General features: G+C 60.5%; 19 protein-coding genes and 2 tRNA genes. 1 reads left to right on the top strand and 20 read right to left on the bottom strand.

Features of this window, described 5'->3' with window-relative positions:
• Positions 1–81: 81 nt before the first annotated feature.
• The 15 genes from DWX25_RS01400 to asnB form a co-directional block, all read right to left on the bottom strand.
• On the bottom strand, positions 82–2,724 hold the full coding sequence (locus DWX25_RS01400; RefSeq protein ID WP_117794203.1) for an ATP-dependent Clp protease ATP-binding subunit: 2,643 nt from the start codon (positions 2,722–2,724) through the stop codon (positions 82–84).
• A 185-nt stretch (positions 2,725–2,909) separates the two neighbouring features.
• Positions 2,910–3,503, bottom strand: a complete 594-nt coding sequence (locus tag DWX25_RS01395) for a DUF2798 domain-containing protein (protein WP_117743101.1) — start codon at positions 3,501–3,503, stop codon at positions 2,910–2,912.
• A 566-nt stretch (positions 3,504–4,069) separates the two neighbouring features.
• Complete coding sequence (gene lysS, locus DWX25_RS01390; protein ID WP_117743102.1) at positions 4,070–6,034, bottom strand: lysine--tRNA ligase; 1,965 nt, start codon at positions 6,032–6,034, stop codon at positions 4,070–4,072.
• A 79-nt stretch (positions 6,035–6,113) separates the two neighbouring features.
• Positions 6,114–6,584, bottom strand: coding sequence for a transcription elongation factor GreA (gene greA, locus DWX25_RS01385; RefSeq protein WP_006234960.1), 471 nt, complete (start codon positions 6,582–6,584; stop codon positions 6,114–6,116).
• Between the two features lie 106 nt (positions 6,585–6,690).
• Entirely contained in the window at positions 6,691–6,966 is a 276-nt protein-coding gene (gene tatA / locus DWX25_RS01380) for a twin-arginine translocase TatA/TatE family subunit (protein WP_022094895.1), read from the bottom strand.
• Between the two features lie 112 nt (positions 6,967–7,078).
• Positions 7,079–7,155 (bottom strand) — tRNA-Pro (locus DWX25_RS01375).
• 49 nt (positions 7,156–7,204) lie between these two features.
• Positions 7,205–8,101, bottom strand: a complete 897-nt coding sequence (gene ispE, locus DWX25_RS01370) for a 4-(cytidine 5'-diphospho)-2-C-methyl-D-erythritol kinase (protein WP_233505071.1) — start codon at positions 8,099–8,101, stop codon at positions 7,205–7,207.
• Between the two features lie 2 nt (positions 8,102–8,103).
• Positions 8,104–8,400: a Veg family protein gene (locus DWX25_RS01365; protein ID WP_006234957.1), complete on the bottom strand. Its 297-nt coding sequence runs from the start codon at positions 8,398–8,400 to the stop codon at positions 8,104–8,106.
• Positions 8,401–8,583: 183 nt separating this feature from the next.
• Entirely contained in the window at positions 8,584–9,030 is a 447-nt protein-coding gene (gene dtd / locus DWX25_RS01360) for a D-aminoacyl-tRNA deacylase (RefSeq protein WP_117734288.1), read from the bottom strand.
• A 3-nt stretch (positions 9,031–9,033) separates the two neighbouring features.
• Positions 9,034–9,675, bottom strand: a complete 642-nt coding sequence (gene rdgB, locus DWX25_RS01355; protein ID WP_117798533.1) for an RdgB/HAM1 family non-canonical purine NTP pyrophosphatase — start codon at positions 9,673–9,675, stop codon at positions 9,034–9,036.
• Between the two features lie 143 nt (positions 9,676–9,818).
• A complete protein-coding gene (gene rph, locus DWX25_RS01350; protein WP_117743104.1) occupies positions 9,819–10,544 on the bottom strand; it encodes a ribonuclease PH in 726 nt (241 codons plus the stop codon).
• A gap of 55 nt (positions 10,545–10,599) precedes the next feature.
• Complete coding sequence (murI, locus tag DWX25_RS01345; RefSeq protein ID WP_117798531.1) at positions 10,600–11,484, bottom strand: glutamate racemase; 885 nt, start codon at positions 11,482–11,484, stop codon at positions 10,600–10,602.
• A gap of 51 nt (positions 11,485–11,535) precedes the next feature.
• Entirely contained in the window at positions 11,536–12,447 is a 912-nt protein-coding gene (locus tag DWX25_RS01340) for an HAD family hydrolase (RefSeq protein WP_117743106.1), read from the bottom strand.
• A gap of 107 nt (positions 12,448–12,554) precedes the next feature.
• The gene (locus DWX25_RS01335; RefSeq protein WP_117743107.1) at positions 12,555–14,117 is read right to left on the bottom strand and encodes a Mur ligase family protein; all 1,563 of its coding nucleotides are present in this window, start codon (positions 14,115–14,117) and stop codon (positions 12,555–12,557) included.
• Positions 14,118–14,229: 112 nt separating this feature from the next.
• Complete coding sequence (gene asnB / locus DWX25_RS01330; RefSeq protein WP_117763499.1) at positions 14,230–16,110, bottom strand: asparagine synthase (glutamine-hydrolyzing); 1,881 nt, start codon at positions 16,108–16,110, stop codon at positions 14,230–14,232.
• A gap of 187 nt (positions 16,111–16,297) precedes the next feature.
• Between asnB and DWX25_RS01325 the strand changes: the two genes are divergently transcribed.
• A tRNA-Val gene (locus DWX25_RS01325) sits at positions 16,298–16,373 on the top strand.
• 613 nt (positions 16,374–16,986) lie between these two features.
• Here the strand turns inward: DWX25_RS01325 and DWX25_RS01320 are convergent.
• The 5 genes from DWX25_RS01320 to DWX25_RS01300 all read right to left on the bottom strand — a co-directional run bounded on the left by DWX25_RS01320 (position 16,987) and on the right by DWX25_RS01300 (position 22,544).
• Complete coding sequence (locus DWX25_RS01320; protein WP_117743813.1) at positions 16,987–18,270, bottom strand: aminotransferase class III-fold pyridoxal phosphate-dependent enzyme; 1,284 nt, start codon at positions 18,268–18,270, stop codon at positions 16,987–16,989.
• Positions 18,271–18,339: 69 nt separating this feature from the next.
• Positions 18,340–19,320 (bottom strand): acetylglutamate kinase, encoded by a 981-nt coding sequence (argB, locus tag DWX25_RS01315; RefSeq protein ID WP_117798529.1) that lies wholly within the window; start codon positions 19,318–19,320, stop codon positions 18,340–18,342.
• 81 nt (positions 19,321–19,401) lie between these two features.
• Positions 19,402–20,670 (bottom strand): bifunctional glutamate N-acetyltransferase/amino-acid acetyltransferase ArgJ, encoded by a 1,269-nt coding sequence (gene argJ / locus DWX25_RS01310; RefSeq protein WP_199412289.1) that lies wholly within the window; start codon positions 20,668–20,670, stop codon positions 19,402–19,404.
• A 134-nt stretch (positions 20,671–20,804) separates the two neighbouring features.
• Positions 20,805–21,875 carry an N-acetyl-gamma-glutamyl-phosphate reductase gene (gene argC, locus DWX25_RS01305; RefSeq protein ID WP_117798525.1) on the bottom strand — a complete coding sequence of 357 codons (1,071 nt, stop codon included), beginning with the start codon at positions 21,873–21,875 and terminating at the stop codon, positions 20,805–20,807.
• A gap of 258 nt (positions 21,876–22,133) precedes the next feature.
• The gene (locus DWX25_RS01300; RefSeq protein WP_117734277.1) at positions 22,134–22,544 is read right to left on the bottom strand and encodes a pyridoxamine 5'-phosphate oxidase family protein; all 411 of its coding nucleotides are present in this window, start codon (positions 22,542–22,544) and stop codon (positions 22,134–22,136) included.
• Positions 22,545–22,570 lie beyond the last annotated feature (26 nt).

The raw sequence follows: 22,570 nt of genomic DNA, 5'->3' as shown, positions 1-22,570 counted from the left end.
TATATTTCGAGTATAGCACCATTTACTCATAAAAAAGGGGCGCCCCGACAGGAGTGCCCCTTCGCAAAGCTATGTTAACCCCTACAGCGCGCCGGAACCGGCTTGCATCATGCCGCCGGGGCCCGAGCTCACGCCACTGCTCACAGGCGCGGCGTTGCCGATGTGCGGTGCCGCCGGGGCGGAATCGCCACCGAGCGTGCCCGCCGGACGCGGTGCCGGGATCTCGCCCGTGCCGTGGCTAAAGACAAACTTGCCATCGGCCACGTCGCACAGGACGGTATCGCCCTCGCCCCACTCGCCGGCCAGAAGCTCCTCGGACAGCGGGTCCTCGATGAGCTTTTGAATAGCACGGCGCAGCGGACGTGCGCCGTTGGTGAGGTCAGTGCCCTCGGCCACGATCTTGTCGTAGGCCGCATCGGTGAGCTTGATGTTCATGCCGTTTGCGATCAGACGCTGGCGCAGATCGTCCACCAGCAGGTGCGCGATCTTGGTGAGATTCTCGCCCGAGAGCTTCTGGAACACCACAATGTCGTCGATACGGTTGAGCAGCTCGGGGCGGAACAGGCGCTTGAGCTCGCCCATCGCGCGGCCCTTGATCTCACTCGACGTGAGACCCTGCTCGCCGGTGGTGCCAAAGCCAACGCTCGCATCCTGTGCGATCTCGCGGGCGCCCACGTTGGACGTCATGATGATCACCGTGTTGCGGAAGTCGACCGTCTTGCCCTGGCTATCGGTCAGACGACCCTCCTCCAGCACCTGCAACAGAATGTTGAAGATGTCGGGGTGCGCCTTCTCGATCTCGTCGAACAGCACAACCGAGTACGGGTGACGGCGCACGGCCTTGGTGAGCTGGCCGCCCTCGTCATGGCCCACGTAACCCGGAGGGCTACCGATGAGCTTGGAGACCTCGAACTCGCTACCGAACTCCGACATGTCAAAGCTGATGAGCGCGTCCTTGCTGCCAAAGAGGTACTCGGCGAGCGTCTTGGCGAGCTCGGTCTTGCCCGTGCCGGTGGGACCCAGGAAGATAAAGCTGCCGCCGGGGCGACGCGGGTCCTTGAGCGGCGAACGGCTGCGGCGCACTGCCTTGGCGACGGCCTCGACTGCCTCATCCTGGCCGATGATGCGAGTCTTGAGCACGCTTTCGGTCTGCAGCAGGCGACGGCTCTCGCTCTCGGTGAGCGAGGAAACCGGTACGCCCGAAGTCACGGACACAATGTCGGCAATCTGACTCACGTCGATGGTGAGCGGGCTGGCGTCGAGCTCGGCGGTCCAGGCAGCCTTGGCCTCGGCGAGTTCAATCTCGGCAGCCTTCTGCTGCTCGGTGATCTCGGCGGCCTTGTTCATGTCGTCGCTCTCCGTGGCCTCCTGTGCGGCAGCCTTGAGCTCCTCGATGCGATGCTCGGCCTCGCGCACCGGCTCGGGCGCGCGATTCGCGGCGATGCGAGCGCGGGCACCGGCCTCGTCGATGAGGTCGATGGCCTTATCGGGCAGGAAGCGATCCTGGATGTAGCGGTTGGAAAGGTTCGCGGCGGCCTCGATAGCACCCTGCGTATAGCGCACATGGTGGTGCTCCTCGTAGCGCGGCTTGAGCGCGGTCAGAATCTTAACCGTGTCCTCAACGCTCGGCTCCTCGACATCGATAGTCTGGAAGCGACGCTCGAAGGCCGGGTCCTTGGTGAGGTACTTGCGGAATTCCTCGGCCGTGGTGGCGCCGATAATCTGGAAGGCACCGCGCGCAAGCACGGGCTTGAGCATGGAGCTCGCGTCGATGGAGCCCTCGGCGGAGCCGGCACCGATGATGGTGTGCATCTCGTCGATAAACAGGATGACGTCGTCGGCTTCGGTCGCCTCCTGGATCACGTTCTTGAGGCGCTCCTCAAACTCACCGCGATATTTAGCACCCGCAACAAGGCCCGGCAGGTCGAGCGTCCAGATGTTCTGGTTCATAAGGTTCTCGGGCACGTTACCGGCGGCGATCTGCTGTGCCAGGCCCTCGACGATGGCCGTCTTGCCCACGCCGGGGTCGCCCAGGATAAGCGGGTTGTTCTTGGTGCGGCGCGAAAGGATCTCCATCATGCGCTGGACTTCTTTTTCGCGACCAATCACCGGATCGAGCTTGCCGTCGCGCGCCTTCTGTGTGAGGTTGGTGGCGAACTGCTTGAGCGTGTCGGTGCCGCTCCCCTTTTGCTGTGAGGCGTCCGAGCCGCTAAAGAACGGCAGACCCGCACCGGGACGCCCGGCACCGGCGCCAGCGAGCGGGCGCTTCTTGTCCTGGTCCTTGGCGGTAAGCTTCTCGATGGCCTTCTTGATGGAAGCAGACGACACGCCCAGGCGCATGAGGATGTCCATGGCCATGCCGTTGCCCTCTTCGACGATGCCGATCAGCAAGTGCTCGGTCGACACGTAGGTCTGGTTGTTCTCACGCGCCACGCGGAATGAACGCTCCATCACGCTGATGACGAGCGGCGTAAAGGCGAGCTTGGCAGCCTCGGTCTCCTCGCTGGGCTCGGGAACCGTGGTCTGGACCTCTTTGAGGGTATCCATGATGTCATCGTAGGAGATATCGAGCGAGCGCAGTGCCTCGGCGGCAATGCCCTCGTCCTCCTTGGCAAGCGCGAGCAGCAGATGCTCGGTACCCACCTTATTTGAATGAAGATCGAGCGCCTCCTGCTTGGCCATGGACATGACCTTGCGCGCGCGATCGGTAAAACGGTCTAACATGCTAGTTCCTCTTAGACGAGCTAGTTTTTCAAACGCAAAGCGCCACTCGTGGCGGCGCTTTGGTCTCTTTACCCATATGGAGTATATGTTAACCGTTGGGACCTTTCCCACCCGTAGCCGCGCGACAACGTCTACAAAAAAGGAATCGCTCTGGTCCGCTTGGCGGTTTGGTTTTGCGCTGCTGTCTAGCAGACGGGCTCAACGTCCATGCTCTCGGCAACGTCATTGACTGCATCGGCAGCGGGAGCGCCCGGCATACGCACGAGCTCCATATGCTGCTCCTCAAAAACCGTGCCCATGGGGAAGGCTCGACGGAAGACATAGCGAGCAACCGGGCCGGCCACCAGCAGATTCCAAGGCAGGGCCATGACAAAGTTGCGCGGGATGTTGATGAGCCACATCATCGGCAGCATCTGCAGGTTGGCGAGCGGGCCGCCGGGCATGTGGAACAGGCCCTCACACGCACCGTAGAGCGACATGATGATGACCATAGGAACGACCATGCAGGAGCTAACGGCGAGCGTCATGGCAAGCGGCGAGCTCTTGCCTGGCGTGACCAGGAATTTAAAGGCGAAACCCTTGGCAAGGGGGCTGGCAACAAACCAGTCGCAGCACATGGTAAAAATGTAGGCAACGGGGAAGCCGAGCCACGCGGCGGCAACAACCTCGCCGTTGATGGCCCCATTCTGCAGGGCAACGTTGTAGATGCTCATCCAGAGCGCCATGCAAAAGCACATGATAAAGGTGAACAGCAAGCTCTCTCGTTTGTTGATAGGCATAAAGGGCAGATTCCTCTCTGTGTTGCGTCGCGGCGCCGCCAACAAAAACGGGCGGGCGAGATGGAGCTGTTGGGACTTCATCTCGCCCGCCCGTGTTACGTGCGTCTGCGACTACTTATGTGGTGGAACCAGCCTAGCACGAAACGCATGCGCTTCGTAAGCGTTGGGTTTATGAAGATGCCGAGTCATTCGCGCAGGACGGCAGATGCGCCCGCATCGGCCCAACGAGCGTGGATTATCGGACACCCATTCCACGAGAGTGGATAATCTCCCGTTTTAAGTCCGCATACGCGCCAAAAGTGGGAGATTATCCACTCTCGTGCGTTGTAGTCGTTGGACGTTCTTAAATAACCAGTCGTTTAAGAACGTCCCCAACGACTACTCAACAACAATGGCAACGCCAATGTAATGGGACCAACAGCGAGCGACGTCCAGGACGAACAAGTTGGCATGAAAAAGGCAAGGCATAGACCTTCTGGTCATGCCTTGCCTTTTGAATGACAAATTGTCGCCCTGGGTGGCGCGTAGCGTCAACTGATTACGCGGTTCGTAGAACCGCGTAACTCTTAATACATCTTTGCGCCGGCGGGGATGGAGGCGTCGAGCTGGATCAGGTTGAGGCGCTCCTCGCCCTCCTCCTCGTGGATGGCACTGATGAGCATGCCGCAGCTGGGGATGCCCATCATCTTGCGCGGAGGCAGATTGGTGATGGCGAGCAGCGTCTTACCGACCAGGTCCTCGGGCTCATAGTAGCCATGAATGCCGGAGAGGATGGTACGGTCGGTGCCGGTGCCGTCGTCGAGCGTAAAGTTCAGCAGCTTCTTGGACTTCTTGACGGCCTCGCATGCCTTGACCTTCACGGCGCGGAAGTCGCTCTTGGAGAAGGTATCAAAGTCGACGAACTCCTCAAACAGCGGCTCAACGGCAATCTTGGAATAATCAACCGTGGGCTTGAGCGGCTTGACAAACGGGCTCGCGGCGTTGCCGGCCTCGGCAGCCTTGGCAGCAGCGGCACCGGACTGGAAACCCTTCTCGGGCTTCATGTGCGGGAACAGCAGCACGTCGCGGATGGAAGCCTGGTTGGTAAGCAGCATGACCACGCGGTCGATACCGATGCCGATGCCGCCCGCGGGAGGCATACCGTACTCGAGGGCGCGCACGTAGTCCTCGTCATACTCCATAGCCTCATCGTCGCCGCCGGCCTTCTCGGCCATCTGGGCAGCAAAGCGCTCAGCCTGGTCGACCGGGTCGTTGAGCTCGGAGAATGCGTTGGCGTACTCGTGGCCGGCGATGACCAGCTCAAAGCGGTGAGTCAAACGCGGGTCGTCCTCAAAACGCTTAGCGAGCGGGCTGACCTCGATGGGGTAATCGCACACGAAGGTCGGGTTGACGATGGTGTCCTCGCCCAGCTCATCGTAGATCTCGGCGATAATCTTGCCGGCAGTCCACTCGGGCTTGATCTCCAGGCCCTTCTCGCGCGCGGCGGCAGCAAGCTCCTCGACCGGCGTGTCGATGGTGACCTGCTTGCCGAGCACGTCGGAGACGATGTCGGTCATGGGACGGCTGGCCCACTCACCAGAAAGGTCGATGGTCTGGCCCTGGTACTCGATGACCTCGGGGTTGCCGATGGCCTTGTTAGCCGCCTTAATGACACCCTGGGCGAGCGCCTTCATGCCCTCGAGGTCTGAGAAGGCACGGTAGGCCTCCATCGTGGTGAACTCGGGGTTGTGGGTAAGGTCCATGCCCTCGTTACGGAAGATGCGGCCGATCTCGAACACGCGCTCAAAACCACCGACGATGCAGCGCTTGAGGTGGAGCTCGGTGGCAATACGCAGGTAGCACTCCTGATCGAGCGCGTTGAAGTGGGTAATGAACGGCTTAGCCGTGGCGCCGCCCTGGATGGTCTGCAGGATCGGGGTCTCGACCTCCATGTAGCCGTCGGCTTCCATAAAGCGGCGGAAGGTGGAGAGAATCTGTGAGCGCTTGCGGAAGGTCTCGCGAACGTCGTCGTTGGCGATCAGGTCAACATAGCGCTGACGATAGCGGGTCTCCTTGTCGGAAAGACCGTGGAACTTCTCGGGCAGCGGGCGAACGGCCTTGGAAAGCAGGGTCGCGCTCTTTGGGGCAACGGAAAGCTGGCCGCGCTGAGTGCGCACGACCACGCCGGTCACGCCCAGGATGTCACCTAGGTCGAGGGCCTTGAGCGTATTCCAGGTAGCCTCGTCCATGTCGTTGATGCGACAGAACAGCTGAATCTCGGCAGTCGCATCGCGCACGACGATGAACATGATCTTGCCCTGACCGCGCTTGGCGACCACGCGGCCGGCGATCTTCACGACGTCCTCGGTGTCCTCGCCATCGGCAAGCCCGGCGTACTTAGCCTCGATATCGGCGACGTAGTCCTCAAGCTCAGAGTGCTCGGGATAAGGGTTCTGGCCCGCCTCGAACAGGGCGGCGCGCTTGGCCAGGCGGGTGGCGCGCTCGTCGTTGAGCGTCGATGCCTGATCGGCGGCGTTCTGGTTCTCTGCCATAAGTTAGCTCCTCAAATTAAAACGCTCCCCAGGATTCGGTCCCAGGGAGCGAAAACATAGCTTTACGCGGGACCGTGGTCTAGCGTGCGATCTTGGCGATGGTGTAGACGCGAGTCTTGCCGGAAGGCGTAACGACCTCGACGGAGTCGCCCTCGCCGTGACCGATGATGGCATGGCCAACCGGAGACTCGTTGGAAATCTTGTGCTCGAGCGAGTTGGTCTCGGTGGTACCGACGAGCGTGACTTCCATGACCTCACCGTTGGGATCAATCAGAGAAACGGTGGAACCGATGGAGACGGTCAGATCGCCCGTGGTGGCAGCAACCTGAGCGTTGGCGAGGATGGCCTGGATCTCGGCAATACGAGCGGCGTTCTGGGCCTGCTTGTCCTTGGCGGCATCGTACTCGGAGTTCTCCGAAAGGTCGCCGAACGCGCGGGCTTCCTTGATGTCCTCGACGATCTCCTTGGCGTAATCGCCCTCACGCCAAGCGAGCTCCTCGACGAGCTTCTGGCGGCCCTCAGCGGTCAGTACGATCTGGCTTGCGTCCATACGGATATCTCCCCAACTCTGATCAAACAATCAACTGTCAACAAAACAAAAAAGACCGGCTAGCCTGCGGGCAAGCCGGTCAGGTGCTCACCCCAAAGGGATGGAACTACTCTGCGTCCGCGTCGCTGTCCTCTGCCTGCTTCTTCTTGGCAGCAGCGAGCTTGGCCTCGAGCTCAGCGATCTCCTTGTCCTCCTCGGACTGCTCGACCACGACCTCCTCGGCCTGCTTGGTCTCGGCCTTATCGTCGCCCTCCATACCCTCGCGGATATTCTTGACGGTAGAGCCGAGGGACTTGCCGAGCTTCGGCAGGTTCTTGGGCCCGAAGATAATCAGGACAACGACGAGAATAATGATGAGCTCAGGAGCCCTCAGTCCAAACATGTAGACCTCCACAATACAGCGAGACAAGCTCGAATGAGTATACCGCGGGTATCGCGGTATCACAACAATAGCTAAAAAAAGGGACCGCAAGAAGCGGTCCCTCCTCATGCTCTGGTCGGGTTGACTGGATTTGAACCAGCGACCCCTGCGTCCCGAACGCAGTGCTCTACCAAACTGAGCCACAACCCGTTAGCTCGACTATAGTAACAAAGATTTCCGCCACGTGCTAGATAATTTTTTATTTCTTTGGCGCGTCGATCTGAACCGTGTTGGAAATGAGCTCCGTTGCGCAGGCCCACCAGCCATTTTGCTGGGCAGCGCCGGCAAGCCTTTCGGCCGTGGCGGCGGTGTCGCAAATGGCAAACGAGCAGGCGCCCGATCCGCACACATCTACAGCAACGGCGCCGTCCTGTTTATGCAGCCAATCGAGAACCGTTTGAATCTGCGGCTCCATCTGTGCGGAAATGACACCCAGGTTGTTATGGATGAGCGCATATGCCGTCTCGGCATCACCAGCACGCAAGGCAGAAGCCATCGCGCCGGGCTTGTCCGCAGGCACCGGGGCCTCGTCAAAACGTCGATAGGCTTCAATTGTCGAAACGCTCGCCTCCCGCGGCTTGACCAGCACGACGGGTGTCGCGGGCAGCACGGGGTACTCGGTTGCCAGCACGTCTCCCCCACCCACGTAGAACGCAGGGCTCGCGTGCAAAAAGAACGGGACGTCAGCACCAATGCCCCGTGCAATGTCGTCGAGCGTGGAATCGGTGCGATCAATTCCCCAGAGCTCCGCCAAGGCGACAATGACCGCGGCCGCATCCGTCGAGGGGCCGCCCAAGCCGGCGCACAATGGAATGTGCTTCTCAATCGTCACGTAGATGTTTGCCTCGCGACCATAATGCTCGGCCATAGCAACCGCAGCCCGATACGCCGTATTCTTTTGCATGGGAAAATCTGATGCCGGAACCGTCTGGACGGTCAGCGCCTGTGCCGGCGTGACCGTCACGGTATCGGAAAGACCGACGGCTGCCATCAGGGAATCGACCCTGTGGTAGCCGCGGTCATCGCGCTCGGTATGAACCCCCAGGTAAAGGTTAATCTTTGCCGGCGCGGAAAGAGTCAGGGACCGATCGGTCACCGTTAATGCTCCTCGAGCTGATTGCCGAGCGGGGTAAAGATATGCTCGCCGCTCTCGGGGTCGAACAGCTCAACCTGACCGGTGAGGACATCGATATACTGATATGACTGACGCGACTTGCGGCCGCGACGCTCGTCAACCTCGACGATAAAGACGGCGGGGTGGACGCTCTTGATGGTGCCCATGCGCTCGACGACGCGGGTGCGGCCCATGTTGGCCTTAACCTTGACGCGATCGCCCACCATATCGGTCAGCTTCTCGTGGATGTCGTCGACGTGATTGACTTCCATCTCTTCCATGAACAGGGCCTCCAGAAGGTGCAATTCAAAAAGGGGATAATACCCCTAAGATAGACAAAACTCTAATACTATAGCACCCTGCTGCCACCACACGCAAGTAGCTAAATAAGCCCCGTCCCAAATACGTACCAGACGACAACCTCGCATGACCAGTTGTTACGCGGTTTGGTAAAACCGAGTAACCTAAAGGTTGTCCGTGTCCAGGACGATGGTGAACGGGCCATCGTTGACCAGGTCGACCTTCATGTCGGCGCCAAAGATGCCATGTGCCACGTGCTCGACATCTTGGGCAACGAGCGTCAAAAAGTACTCGTAAAGCTCGTTGGCGACATCGGGGGCGCCTGCATCGGTAAACGATGGGCGGCGGCCGTGACGGCAATCGGCGAACAGCGTGAACTGCGACACCACGAGCACCTCGCCGTCGACATCGGCAAGTGCCAGGTTGGTCTTGCCGTTCTCGTCCTCGTTAATGCGCAAGCCCCGGAGCTTGCCCCACAGCTTATCGGCCTCGGCGCGCGTGTCGCCGTGGCCCACGCCCAGCAGCACCAGATAGCCGCGCCCAATTTTGCCCACGCACTCGCCGTCGACCGTCACGCCGGCGTTGAGCACGCGCTGAACCACCGCACGCACAGCCTACTCCTCGCCCGTCAGTTTGGCGGACAGATGCTCAAGCGCGTGGAAACGATGACTGATGGTGTTCTTCTCGTCCGCCGTCAGCTCAGCCATGGTCTTGCCCGGCGTGTCGACCGGCAGGAACAGCGGGTCGTAGCCAAAGCCGTGATCGCCGCGGCCCTCGTGTGCGATAACGCCCTCGCAGGCGCCCTCACCATAGGTGACCAAACCGTCCGTGTCGATAAGCGCAACGACGCTCATAAAGCGCGCGGTGCGGTCCTCGTCAGCCACGCCTTCCAGGTTAACGAGCAGCTTGGCATTGTTGGCGGCATCGTCGCCGTGAACGCCCGCGTAGCGCGCGCTATACACACCGGGCTCACCGTCCAGCGCGTCAACGACCAGGCCCGAATCGTCGGCAATGGCCATGAGCCCCGTCTCTTCGACGGCAGCCTGCGCCTTGATGATGGCGTTCTCCAAAAACGTCATGCCGTTTTCCTCGGGGTCCTCAAAATCGCCCAGCTGGCCGAGCGCCACAAAGCGCACCTCGGGCATGACCTTGCCCAAAATGGCCTCGATCTCGGTGAGCTTATGAGCGTTTCCGGTTGCCACGACGATGGTCGCCGCCGGGTCGAGGGTGTCGATGTCGATCTTCTCAAGTGCCATGAGTGGTCTCCTTGTCTCTATAGCAATGCCGTGTTGAGGACGGCGAGGACCTTAGCCTCTCCCCTCTCAATCAACGGCAGTCTTGTGTCTAGACGTCTCCGCAGATAAAACCTACCAAAATAAACCTGTCCCTTTTTGGCAGGTTAGGCGAGGGCTTGGCGCTGGAGCTCGATGAGCTCGGCGATACCCTTGTCGCCCAGGTCGAGCAGGGCGTTGAGGCGTTTGCGGTCGAAGGGCGCCTGCTCGCCGGTGCCCTGGAGCTCGATCATCTCACCGGTGTCGGTGGCGACGAGGTTCATGTCGACCTCGGCATGGCTGTCCTCGGAATAATCGAGGTCAAGCAGCGTATTGCCGTCGACAACGCCCATGGAGATGGCAGCCACCTGGCCGGTAAGCGGGATGCGCTCGATCTTGCCTGCCTCAACCCACATGGCGAGGGCGTCGTGCAGCGCCACCCAGGCGCCGGTAATGCTTGCCGTACGTGTACCACCATCGGCCTGGATCACGTCGCAGTCGACGGTGACGGTGTACTCGCCGAGCGCCTTCATGTTGACGACGGTACGCAGGCTACGGCCAATGAGGCGCTCGATCTCCATGGAGCGGCCTTTGCGGTTGGCGTGCTCGCGCTTGCAGCGCTTGCCGGTCGATGCCGGTAGCATGGCGTACTCCGCCGTTACCCAACCGGCCTTGGCGCCCTTGCGCCAGCCCGGCACGCCCTCCTCGATAGTAGCGGCGCACAGCACGCGCGTGTCGCCGAACTCGGCCAAACACGAGCCGCGGGCGTGCTTCATGACGCCACGGGTGAGCTTAACGGGGCGCAGCTCATCGGCGGCGCGGCCGTTGGCGCGGTTGACCTGCATGTACTCCATAGAAATATCCTTTCGGCAAAAGATGAAAGTGAGCCTTTGGTCGGTGGCCTTACATCTATTTCAGCTCATCGATATCGATATGTTCTATGCTCTTGAGCGGCTGTCCAAAGATAAAGCTGCCCGCCACCGCAAACTCAGCAATGTTATCGGCCGTCGTGGCAAAACGATGCTGCGGCTCGGCGGCGTCGCCCGCCAGCTGCTCGCGGCGCGTGAGGATATCGGTCAGCTCGCGGGTGGTTTCCTCGGCAGAACTCACCACGCGCACCCCGGACCCCAGTGCATGGCGAATGGGCCCCACCAGCAGCGGAAAATGCGTGCATCCAAGCACCACGGTATCGATGCCGCGATCGTGCAGCGGCTCGACCGTGGCGCCGACCAGCGCGCGCACGGCAGGCGTATCAAAGATATCCTCGTTCTCGAGCCACTGCTCCTGCAGGTGCGCACCCGACGCGAGCTCGTGCTCGACGACCTCGACAAAACTCGAGGCAGGGCAGCCGTACACGTCCACGCCGGCATCCTGGTCTTGGATGGCGCGCGTGTAGGCACCCGAACGGATGGTGAGGTTAGTGGCAAGCACGCCCACGCGGCGCGTGCGGGTGCTGTTGATGGCCGCACGCGCGCCCGGCGCGATCACGCCGATCACAGGAACGTCGAGCACCTGCTGGGCCAGACGCAACGCCGCGGCCGTTGCCGTGTTGCAGGCGATGACCATAATCTTGACGTCGTGCCTCGAAAGCCAGCGCCCCGCCTGCAGCGCAAACGAGCGCACCTCATCCTCGGTGCGAGTGCCGTAAGGGCAGCGCTTAGTATCGCCAAAGTAGTAAACAGACTCGTGCGGAAGCGCCGTGGCAATTGCCCGTGCGACCGTCAGGCCGCCCAGGCCCGAGTCGAACACGCCGATGGGGCGCGTGTCCCCGGCCAGATTCTCGATATCGGACATTACCTCACCAGATTCTCTCTCGAAAAATGCGGCCACGCGTGATGCGTCGCGCTATGAACGGGCCGCAACAAGCAGCTCAGCCGTTGCCACCCAGCCGTCGACAATCTTGCCGCGCGTAACGAAAGCGTTCTCGCAAGCAGCCAGGAACTCGGGCGCGCCGGCGCTGGTCAGACCGTTCTCGACCAGGCAGAACGTGCCCACGTGATCGGCCATGTAAAAGTCGGACTCGGAATCGCCGAGCGCCAACGTCTCCTCGCGCTCGATCCCTAGGTGCTCGCAGAAGCGCGCAATAGCGACGCCTTTGTTGAGGCCCGCGGGATTGATGTTGAATGCCCGGCCGTCCTCGACGCGATCGAGCTCGAGCGTCGTCGGCTTGGACAGGTGAGTCAGATGGCCGTTGCAAGCCCAGATCAGACCGCAGCCGGCCTCGTCCAGGATGGCCTGGACCTCATCGTCGGGCACATCGCCGCGCATGCCGACGGTGACCTCACGGTATTTGTAGCCGGTCGACATGTCGTTGTGGTACTCGATCTTGTGCGGCCAGCGGGCAAGGATCTTCTCGCACACGCCGGTCTGCTCGATCACCTGGTGCGGAGTAAGGCCACAGGCGGGGTCGTAAGGCATGTCGCCGGTCAGATACTCCCAATCGTTGGCTTTGAGGTCGTACATGACCAGGCCGCCCATCTCACCAATGTAGGAGTTGAGGCCAAGCACGCGCGCGTCCTCGTGGATCATGGTACGGTTGCGGCCCGAGGTAGGAACCACCTGAATACCAGCGCGAGCGAGCGCCACGACGGCCTCGACGAGTTTGGTCGAGGGGTTGCCGTCGTTGTCGCGCAGCACGCACGAGCCGGGCGCGAGCATGGTGGCGTCCAGGTCGGTAAAGACGTACTTAACCTTGGCCAAGCGCTCGCGCATCTCGCCCGAAAGCTCGGCAACGGTCGGCAGGGTGTTGTGGGACATGGTTACTCCGTTTACGTAGAAGGGTTTGGACTTGGACGGCATGTTTTGATTGAGGGAACACGCTTATGGCGACAGCGTACTCAGGGCGCCGCCGCCATCATGGTTCATTAGTCAAACTGGGTAACATCGATCAGGCGATTGGCCAGCGAAAGGTCGCTCTCGATGGGCACGAATTCGTCGCCCACGTGCATGAGCTCCTCGTCACCCTTTGCCAGCAGCAAGACAATGGTGGGAGCATCGGGGTTGACGTACTCCTCGCGCGCCGCCTTGAACGCCGCATGCACAGCGGCTTCGCGATCGAGGATGATCTTGTTCGGCGTATCGTCGGGAACATGTTCGGCAAGCTCGCGACAGACCTTCATCGGGTCCTCGTGAGCTGGATCCTCGTTCGTAAAGATCATCAGGTCGGAATATGGTGCGGCCTCGCGTGGCAATTGCTCGCGGCGCTCCTGAGCCTTGCCGCCGGCGGCGCCAAACAGCGCAATGACGGGGCTGGCGGGAAACGCGCGCTTGACCGACGAGAAAAGCGAACGGAACGAAAGCTGGTTGTGCGCATAGTCAACGACGCAGATCACGCGGCCGTCCTTCGACTCCACGACCTCCATACGGCCCGGCACACGCAGTTTGGAGAGGCCCTTCTTGATGGCATCGATACCGATGCCGATCTCGCGCGCAGCGGCGATAGCGACCAGCGCGTTCTCCACGTTAAAGTCTCCCGCGATACCCAGCAGGACCTTCTCCCCCGCCTCGGACTCGTCGGCACACAGGCCATGCAAGTTGAACTCGATGCTAAAGCCGACCATGCGTACGTCGCTCGCCCACAGGCTTGCCTCGGGATGCTCGACGCCAACGGTCACCAAGCGCTCGGCCGTCGACGCTGCCTCCAGCACACGGTCGACCTCTTCGGTGCCCAGATTCACCACGGCGGTCTTTGCCTGGTCAAAGATCCTGAGTTTGCTCTCAAAATAATCCTCGAAGGTCGGGTGCTCGATCGGCGAGATGTGGTCGCGGCCGATGTTGAGGAAGCACGCCACGTCAAACGGCAGGTTCTCGACGCGCTGGTACTTGAGCGCCTGGCTCGAGACCTCCATGACCATGGACTGGCGACCGGACGTGCGGCAGTTGGCGATATGGCGCCAGACCTCGGGGGCCTCGGGCGTAGTATTGGTGCTCTCGTAGCACTCGATACCATCGTCGGTACTCACCGAGCCGATCATGCCGCAGGACTCGCCCGCCGCCTTGATGATGGACTGGAGCATAAAAGCGGCCGTGGTCTTTCCCTTGGTGCCGGTGATGCCCACGATCTTGACGTCGTGGTCGGGACGGTCGTAGACCTCCGGCGGCAACAGGGCCATGGCCGTGCGGACGCTATCAACAACCAGCATCGCAGCACCGCTCTCCTTCGCCAGCGGCTCCAGAGACTCGACCAGCGACTCCTCGCACACAAATGCGACGGCGCCAGCATCGAGCGCCATGCTCAAAAACGCGGGCTTAAAGGCAGCACCTTTGCAGAAGAACACGTCACCTGCCGAGACCGCGCGCGAATCAAACGAGCAGCCGGTCACGGCACGCTCGTCAACCTGCTCTGATGCGCGCAGCTCGCCGCACACATCGAGAAGCTTGGCAAGCGTATCGACCGTGGTCACGGTCGCGGAATCCGAATGGTGCATCTTTCACCTTTCTCAGCCATTTGGCAGGGACGGTTTTTATAGTAACTGAAACGCACCCACGCAAAAACGGCTCCCGGAGGAGCCGTTACGCGCAGGCGTTCGTAAGCCGAGGCTAGGCAGCCTGAACAGTGGGCTGGTCCTCGTCGATAAAGAAGCGCTTGTACCACACCAAGAACACGAGCGGCGTATAGATCTTGCGCTGGAAATCGCCCTTGCCCGCAAAGTGCAGATCGAGTAGGTGCATGAGCTCGTCGGTATCGAAGAACTCGCTTGCCCACGGCGCGGTGAAGTACTCCTTGACATAGTCGTACCACTTTTGCTCGCGCAGCCAGTAGATAATCGGCACCGGGAAGCCCACCTTGGGACGGGTGGCCCACTCATCGGGCAGCGACTTGTTGGCAGCGTGGCGGAGTACCTGTTTGTTGCCGTTCTCGTTGATGCGGTAGCGGTCGGGAATGTGCTCGGCGAACTCCATGACTTTGCGGTCCAGGAAGGGCACGCGCAGCTCCAGCGAGTGCGCCATGCACATCTTGTCGGCCTTGAGCAGAATGTCGCCCGGGAGCCACATGTTCATGTCCAGGTACTGCTTCTTGACCAGCTCGGGCTGACCCTTCACGCGCGCATAGATGGGAGCGGCAAGCTCGAAGGCGCCATCGCCGGTGTTGTACTCGGGCTTGAGCACGCCGTCGACCTCGCGCTCCGGCCATACCAGAGCCTGTCCCAGGAACGACTTCTCGGGGATCTCGGCACCCTTGACCAGGAAGTTATGTCCCTTGAAGTACGGCATATGCAGCGCCAGGTTACCGAGCGCGCGACGGATGGGCAGCGGCACCATCTTTTTGTACTTGCGCACCGGGACCGTGTCCTCGTAGTAGGCGTAGCCGCCAAAGAGCTCGTCGGCGCCTTCGCCCGAAAGCACGACGGTGACGTCCTTGCGGGCCATCTCGGCCAAGAACCACAGCGGCACGGAAGACAGGTTGGACTGCGGCTCGTCCATGTGATACTGGATGTCCTCGAGCGCACCGAAGAACTCGTCGGCGGTAATCATCTTGCGAACGTTTTCGACGCCGAGCTTATCGGAAAGCTCCTTGGCGTAGTTGGTCTCGTTGAAGTTCTTGTAGTCAAAGCCCACCGAGAAGGTCTTGTCGGGCATGAGGCAAGCGGCGATGTAGCTGGAGTCGACGCCACCGGAGAGGAACGACGCGACCTTGACGTCGGCGATGCGATGGGCCTCGACGCTCTCGTGCACGACTTCGTCCAGCTCATCGACATACTCTTCGAACGGCTTCTCGACGGCAGAGTAATCGCAATCCCAGTAGCGCTCGATGTTCATCTTGCCGGTCGGGATATCGACGGTAAAGTAGTGCGCCGGCGGCAGCTTGTAGACACCCTCGAAGAAGGTCTCCTCGGTTGCCGAATACTGCAGCGTCATGTACGGACGCAGAGCCTTTTTGTTGACCGCCTTGTGGAAGTGCGGGTAGTCTAGGAAGCTCTTGATCTCGGAGCCAAAGAGCACGCCCGGAGCGCCGTCGCCCGCATCGGCCATGGGATAGTAGTAAAGCGGCTTGATGCCAAAGATGTCACGGGCGCCAAAAAGCTTGTTCTTCTTTTTGTCCCAGATGACGAAGGCGTACATACCGCGCAGGCGATCGAGGACGGCCTCGCCCCACTCCTCGTAGCCGTGCAGGAGGCTCTCGGTGTCGGCGCCGCAATGGAACTTGTAGCCCTTGGCTTCGAGCTCGGAACGGAGTTCTTGGAAGTTGTAGATCTCACCGTTGAAGACAATGACGACGCTACCGTCCTCGTTGGCCATGGGTTGGGCGCCAGCCTCGGTCAGGTCGAGGATCGACAGGCGGCGGAAGCCGAGGGCAACGCGGCCGTCGATAAACTGACCGCCCATGTCGGGACCGCGATGGACGATGCGGTCCATCATCTTGGTGAGCACCTCGGATTGGTTATCCGTCCCACCGACAAAACCGACAAAACCGCACATATACTATCCCCTCTGCTGTTGCTGGGCATCAAATCGAATCAGTAGCTTTTGAGTATACCCGAGGGCGTAAAGAGGGGCGGAATGTTCAGGCAATCTCAACTGAATCAGCTCCGCTGTGACACGCGCCAGTTACCTTTAATGGATATGAGGTGAATGAGGCGATTGTTTTGCTATACTCTCTCCGCACGGGCGATTGGCGCAACGGTTAGCGCAGGTGCTTTACACGCACAAGGCTGGGGGTTCGAATCCCTCATCGCCCACCACTGATTTGATAGGCTCCCAGCAATGGGGGCCTTTCTTTTTTGGGCCCATCGCAGAGGGATTCGAACCCGACAGGGTGCGGAGCTGAGGAAACGCGAAGCGTTTTCCAGCGCAGCACGCGAGGAGCGGAGCGACGAAGCGGGACGCGGGCGGCGCCAGCCGCACGCGGACATCCCTCATCGCCCACCACTGAATTGTTAGGCCTCCAGCGATGGAGGCCTTTCCTTTTTCAGGCCCAGCGCATGGGATTCGAACCCGCCAGCACGTCTGTCACAAAGGCCGTGGTCAAAAAATGGCAAAAATGAGTACTGCTACTTTGTTTGCAACATATAAATAGACAGTATTTGCTTAAGTTACGCAACATATGTCCATTATAAGGACTAACAGTTGGCTCAAAATCGTGCTTTCATCGCCATTTCGACTTGCTATCTGGCCTTATTAGTCCAAAATTGCTGCTACCAAATCAGTAACAGTACTCATATTTGATGTTTTTTGACCAGCAGGTCTCCCTGCCTTAGCAAATCTAAGGCAAAACGGGCTCCAGACCGTTGAATCGTGCCGCATATGGCACACCCGCAGTCCGGAACCCGGTCCAAATTGAGTTATTGCGCCGCGTTAGCCCAAGACACCCGACAGGATCTCGATCAGACTGTCCACGTCGGCTTCCTCGCAGACGAGCGGCGGCAGGAAACGCAGCGTATGGGCACCCGTAGCGTTAATCACGGCACCGGCGGCCAACGCGCGGGCAACAATATCATGCGCATCGCCTGCTGCGTCATCCAAGTCGCAGCCGAGCATCAAGCCGCGACCGCGCACCTCGGTAACGTGCGGTAACTTGGCGAGCTTTGCCTCCATATAGGCGCCTACCTTGGCAGCATGGTCGGCATAATCGCCGCGCACGAGCGCGGAGAGCGTCGCGGCGCACGCCGCGATGGCCAAGCAGCTACCGCCAAAGGTCGAACCGTGATCGCCGGGCTTAAACACGTCGGCGATCTCTTTCTTTGCCACCACGGCGCCCATAGGAACGCCGTCGGCGATGCCCTTGGCAAGACTCATGATGTCGGGCTCCACGCCATAGGTCTGGTAAGCGAACGGTTTGCCGGAGCGGAACAGACCGCACTGGACCTCGTCGGCGATAAGCACGGCGCCCACGTCGTGTGCTAGGTCGCGCGCCGCCGCCATAAACTCCTCGGTCATGGGGTGCACGCCACTCTCACCCTGGATCGGCTCGAGCATCACGGCACAAATTTCGCTCCCCAGCTGCTCAAAGATTGCACACAGTTCATCGACATCGTTGGGCGTGCAGGCCACAAAGCCACCCGGCAGCGGGCGGAAACTATCCTGCAGCCAATCCTGCATGGTGGCGGCAATGGTCTCGAGCGTACGGCCGTGGAAGCCGCCGCGCATGCACACGATAGTGTTGCCGCCGTTACCGGCACGCTTGGCGTACAGGCGCGCAAGCTTCATCGAGCCCTCGTTGGCCTCGGCGCCGGAGTTGGCAAAGAAGGTCTCCCACACCTGCTCGTCCGCAGCCGGGGCACCAAGAGCAGCTGCTGTGGTCTCATCGCCGGCGGCAATGGCATCGGCAAGCACGCGCGCACCATCTACGTCGTCGTTAGCAAGCTTGGACAGCAGCGCCGCGACCTGGCCACGCTGCTCGATGTAGAAGTAGTTAGACACATGCAGAAGCTTTTTGGTCTGTGCCTCGAGCGCCGAGAGCACAGCCGAGTCGCCATGACCCAGGCTGCACACGCCGATGCCGGCAAGAAAGTCGAGGTACTCACGACCATCGTCACCGGTGAGCTTCATACCGTGACCTTCGACAAACTCGACCGGCGAGCGACCAAAGGTATGCATAACGTAATGGGATTCGAGCGATTGTTGAGTTGCAAGTGACATGGGATGCCTTTCGTTGGGCGCCGTACGGCGCAGGGCTATGGATGCAGGGACGCGACAACTGCGGGTCAGCTAGACCGTCTGAAGCTTCTCGACCTCGTCGAGGTTCTCGGTCAGACGCGCAGCAAACGTCGAAAGCGGATGCGGATGCGTATCGAACTCGTAAGCCGTCTCGGTGGAATGAATCACGGTGCCGACGCCGGCATCGGTCAGCAGCTCCAGCAGCAGCGAATGCGGCGTCGTACCGTTGATGATGTGGGCTCGGAACACGCCAGCGGTAAGCGCGTCGACAGCCGCACGAAGCTTGGGGATCATGCCCTTATCGACCTCGCCGCCGTAGAGCATCTCATTGACCTCGTCGAGCGTCAGGTTGGAGATAAGTGAATCCTTGTCGCTAAAGTCCTTGTACAGGCCGTCGACGTCGGTCAAGAAAATCGCCTTGTGCGCGTGGAGCGCTGCCGCAACGGCACCAGCGGCGGTATCGGCGTTGATGTTGAAAAAGCCGCCGTCCTCCCCCGCCGCGACGGTAGCTATGACGGGGATGTACTCGCTATCGAGTAAGCGCTCGATATAGTCGGTGTTGACGTGCGTCACTTTGCCCACGCGACCGAGCTCGGGATCGAGCGGCTCGGCAATGAGCGTACCGGCGTCGCTGCCGGACACGCCCACGGCCAGGTTACCGTGGTGGTTGATGGCAGCAACCAGCTCCTGGTTAACCTTGCCGCCCAGCACCTCGCGCACGATATCCATAGTCGCCGGCGTGGTCACGCGCTGGCCGTTCTTAAACTCGACGGGAATATCGTAATGGCTCAGCGCCTCGTTGATAGCCTTGCCGCCGCCGTGCACGATGACGGGGCGCATACCGATGATCTTGAGCAAAACGATGTCGCTCATCACGTCGCGGCGCAGCTGCTCATCAACCATGGCGGCTCCGCCATATTTGATAACAACCGTCTTGCCGGTCAGGTTCTTAATCCACGGCAGCGCTTCGAACAGCAGCTGCGCGGTTGCTTCGTTGGATTCGCTCGAACGACAATCGCGTGCGAATTTCATAATCTGCCTCGTCTTTCGTATCGTTATCGCGCCGTGCTCCGCTGTCCGTAATCGCGGCAAGATGCGAAGCGTGCCCGGAATCTAGGAACGGTAGTCGCCGTTGATGGAGATGTACTCATGCGTGAGGTCGCAGGTCCACACGGTCGTTGCCGCGTCGCCTGCGCCCAGGTCGGCCGAGATCACGATCTCGGGCGCCTCGAAACGTCGTAGAGCCTCGTCCTCATCAAAGGGAACAGTCAGACCGTCGCGACAGACAGGCATGCCCATCATGTCGATGGAAACGTCTTCCTGATCAAACTTCACGCCGCACTTGCCAAGCGCCATAGCAACACGGCCCCAGTTGCAGTCGTGGCCGGCGATGCAGGTCTTAACGAGCGGCGAGTTGGCAACGGCACGGGCGGCGATATCGGCCTCCTCGTCGTTAGCGGCGCCGATAACATTAACCGTCACGAGCTTGGATGCGCCCTCGCCATCTGCGGCGATATTGCGCGCCAGGCTCTCGCACACCTCGTGCACGGCAAAGGCCAGCTCGTCAAAGGCATCAGTGCCCTCGACGATGGCCTCGGCATCCGCGGCAGCAGCGCCAGAAGCAAGCATAATGCAGGTATCGTTGGTCGAGGTATCGGAGTCGACCGTTACCTTGTTAAAGGTCTGCTTGACGGTCGAGAGCAGCAGGGCATGAAGTGCCACAGGCTCGACGGGGGCATCGGTGGTGATAACTGCGATCATGGTGGCCATGTTGGGCATGATCATGCCCGAGCCCTTGCACATTCCGCCTACCGTATAGACATTGCCCGCATGACCCGCAGCCTCACTGACGTAGGACACGGCGTACTCCTTGGAGTGCGTGTCGGTCGTCATAATGGCACGGGCTGCATCGGCACCGCCATGGGCGGAGAGTGCCTCGTATGCGGACGGAACGGCGGTCTCAAACGTGTCGATCGGCAGAATCTGGCCAATCACACCCGTGGAGGCAACCAGGATCTGCTGGGGCTCGCAGCCGATGACCTGCGATGCGATGCTGCACGTCTCGCGCGCGCATGCAAGGCCGGTCTCGCCCGTGGCGGCGTTGGCATTGCCAGAGTTGACCGAAACGCCGGCAATGATACCGTAGCCCTTGTCGGCACCGCCCAGGTTGGCGCGGCTCACCTGCACGGGCGCCGCGCAAAAGCGATTGGTGGTAAACACTCCAGCGCCGGGACAGGGTTTATCGGGCACGACGAGGGCGTAATCCAGGCGCTCGGGATTCTTGCGGAACCCAGCGTGGATGCCTGCGGCTTTAAAACCAGCCGCAGCCGTAACGCCACCCTCGATAGCGCGAATCTTGATATCAAACAGCTCGGTATTCATCGTCTTTATGACTCCTTATGTCAAACAAAAAACGGACATCGGTTGGTGCGCCATGCCAGTCGTGATCATGAAACCAGCTTAAGAGTGGCGCCCCACTCGATGCCCGACTACCAAATCGTTAACAATCGAATGTGCTACACCGGGCACGCCACTGTGGGCAAGCCTCGTCGCTCGTCAAAACCAAAGACGATATTGGCGCACTGGACCGCCTGGCCTGCTGCACCCTTACACAGATTGTCGATGGCGCCCGTCGCCACCAGCACGCCCGCGCGCTTGTTGAGCGCGAGGCCGATCTGGGCGGCGTTGGTGCCGACGACCGAAGCCGTCTTGGGCTGCTGACCGGCATCGAATACACGCACGAAGGTGCGACCGGCGTAGAACTGCTTGTAATGGTCGACAACGTCCTCAAGGGTCAAGGTATCGATAGCCTGTGGCGTAAGCGGCATCGTTACCGTAGAGAGTAGACCGCGCTTGAGCGGTGCCAGGTGCGGGGTAAAGACGACGCGATCGGTTAGGCCCAAGATCTGCTCAATTTCGGGCGTGTGACGGTGCTTGCCCACGCCATAGGCCTCCAGGTTTTCGTCCGCGCTGCAAAAATGCGTACGGGCGTTACAGGACTTACCGGCACCCGTCACACCGCTGATAGCGTCAACGATCACGGGGCCGCTCTGGGCAACCCAGCCGGCGCGCACAGCGGGCGCGGCGGCAAGGCTCGTTGCGGTGGGATAGCAACCGGCGCAGGCGACCAGCACGGGTTTGCCGTCGGCATGGTCGGATGCGGCGGCCTCCAAGTCCTGGCAGAACAGCTCGGGCAGACCAAAGGCACGGGTCTTGAGCAGCTCGGGGCTCGTGTGCTCGACGGCATACCATATCTCAAAGACGGACGGGTCGCTCAGGCGATAATCGGCCGAAAGGTCAAAGCAGGAGACACCCGCGGCGAGCAGCGCAGGCACCTGTGCCATGGCGGCAGTGTGCGGCACGGCAAGAAAGACCGCATCGCAGCTCTTGAGCTCGGGGGCGTCATGCGTGGTAAAAACCAGATCGCTTATGCCAGCAAAGCTCGGGTACACCGCGGACAGCGGCTGGCCAGCATCGGCGTTGGACGTAATGGCAACAAGCTCAAACTCGGGATGACCGAGCACGAGACGAATGAGCTCGGCACCGGCATATCCAGCCGCGCCGACGATTCCAACCTTCAAAGACATATCAGACTCCTTGTCTGCGATTTATGCACCGATGCGCATTTCTCAGCAGTCGTTATGAGGTGGGTTGAAACTTTAGCACCAAAAGATGCAAGAACACATAAATGGCTTGCATATTCATGCATTGAAACATTCCCGACACATTCGCTTGAAGGAATTGACAAATGGAGCGGGCCCCGTATTGACCGGCACTCCTTACGGCGCCGGGCAATACGGGGCCCGCCCATGCGGATACTAAGTTGTTAAGATGAGCTAGCCTGACTACAGCTCGACCGGCACCCATTCATCGTGGTTGCAGATATACGCCTCGGGATCCTCGACGCTAAAGAAGACGAGCGTGGGGTCGTTAGGCCCCTCATAGTGCTCGCTCAAGCGCTCAAGATGTTTCCATCCTGCCTCGCGCATATCGGGAGCGGCCTGGTCATCCAGACCCGCACGCCCGCGCAAGATCAACCAACCATGGCCCGGCCACCAACTCGTGGCCTCAAAACGCTGATTATGCAGCAGCTCTTGCCACACATCTTTAGTACGCGCCGTTACAAACCACAGCTTGCCGTCCTGAATCTGCGCAAACGAAAACGGACGCACATGAGGCTGTCCGTCCACACTCGTCGCCAAATACCATGCCGGCACCGACGTCAGATACTCCAAAACCGTATTCAATCCGTCCACGTTTCCTCCTGTACTAGCTAGTTTGG

The sequence above is a fragment of the Collinsella sp. AF18-8LB genome, from assembly GCF_003459795.1.
Taxonomy (GTDB): domain Bacteria; phylum Actinomycetota; class Coriobacteriia; order Coriobacteriales; family Coriobacteriaceae; genus Collinsella.
Note: the sequence above shows the minus strand (reverse complement) of the source record. Positions and strands in the feature narration are given on the sequence as shown.

Bases quoted from the DNA above. Each gene is read 5' to 3' on its own strand.
- murI (WP_117798531.1), bottom strand. From the start codon at position 11,484: ATGTCCGATATCGAGAATCTGGCCGGGGACACGCGCCCCATCGGCGTG.
- DWX25_RS01340 (WP_117743106.1), bottom strand. From the start codon at position 12,447: ATGTCCCACAACACCCTGCCGACCGTTGCCGAGCTTTCGGGCGAGATG.
- DWX25_RS01320 (WP_117743813.1), bottom strand. From the start codon at position 18,270: ATGTCACTTGCAACTCAACAATCGCTCGAATCCCATTACGTTATGCAT.
- greA (WP_006234960.1), bottom strand. From the start codon at position 6,584: ATGGACGCAAGCCAGATCGTACTGACCGCTGAGGGCCGCCAGAAGCTC.
- argC (WP_117798525.1), bottom strand. From the start codon at position 21,875: ATGTCTTTGAAGGTTGGAATCGTCGGCGCGGCTGGATATGCCGGTGCC.
- rph (WP_117743104.1), bottom strand. From the start codon at position 10,544: ATGGAGTACATGCAGGTCAACCGCGCCAACGGCCGCGCCGCCGATGAG.
- DWX25_RS01400 (WP_117794203.1), bottom strand. From the start codon at position 2,724: ATGTTAGACCGTTTTACCGATCGCGCGCGCAAGGTCATGTCCATGGCC.
- asnB (WP_117763499.1), bottom strand. From the start codon at position 16,110: ATGTGCGGTTTTGTCGGTTTTGTCGGTGGGACGGATAACCAATCCGAG.
- argJ (WP_199412289.1), bottom strand. From the start codon at position 20,670: ATGAATACCGAGCTGTTTGATATCAAGATTCGCGCTATCGAGGGTGGC.
- lysS (WP_117743102.1), bottom strand. From the start codon at position 6,034: ATGGCAGAGAACCAGAACGCCGCCGATCAGGCATCGACGCTCAACGAC.
- rdgB (WP_117798533.1), bottom strand. From the start codon at position 9,675: ATGGCACTTGAGAAGATCGACATCGACACCCTCGACCCGGCGGCGACC.
- DWX25_RS01365 (WP_006234957.1), bottom strand. From the start codon at position 8,400: ATGGAAGAGATGGAAGTCAATCACGTCGACGACATCCACGAGAAGCTG.
- argB (WP_117798529.1), bottom strand. From the start codon at position 19,320: ATGAAATTCGCACGCGATTGTCGTTCGAGCGAATCCAACGAAGCAACC.
- tatA (WP_022094895.1), bottom strand. From the start codon at position 6,966: ATGTTTGGACTGAGGGCTCCTGAGCTCATCATTATTCTCGTCGTTGTC.
- DWX25_RS01335 (WP_117743107.1), bottom strand. From the start codon at position 14,117: ATGCACCATTCGGATTCCGCGACCGTGACCACGGTCGATACGCTTGCC.
- DWX25_RS01395 (WP_117743101.1), bottom strand. From the start codon at position 3,503: ATGCCTATCAACAAACGAGAGAGCTTGCTGTTCACCTTTATCATGTGC.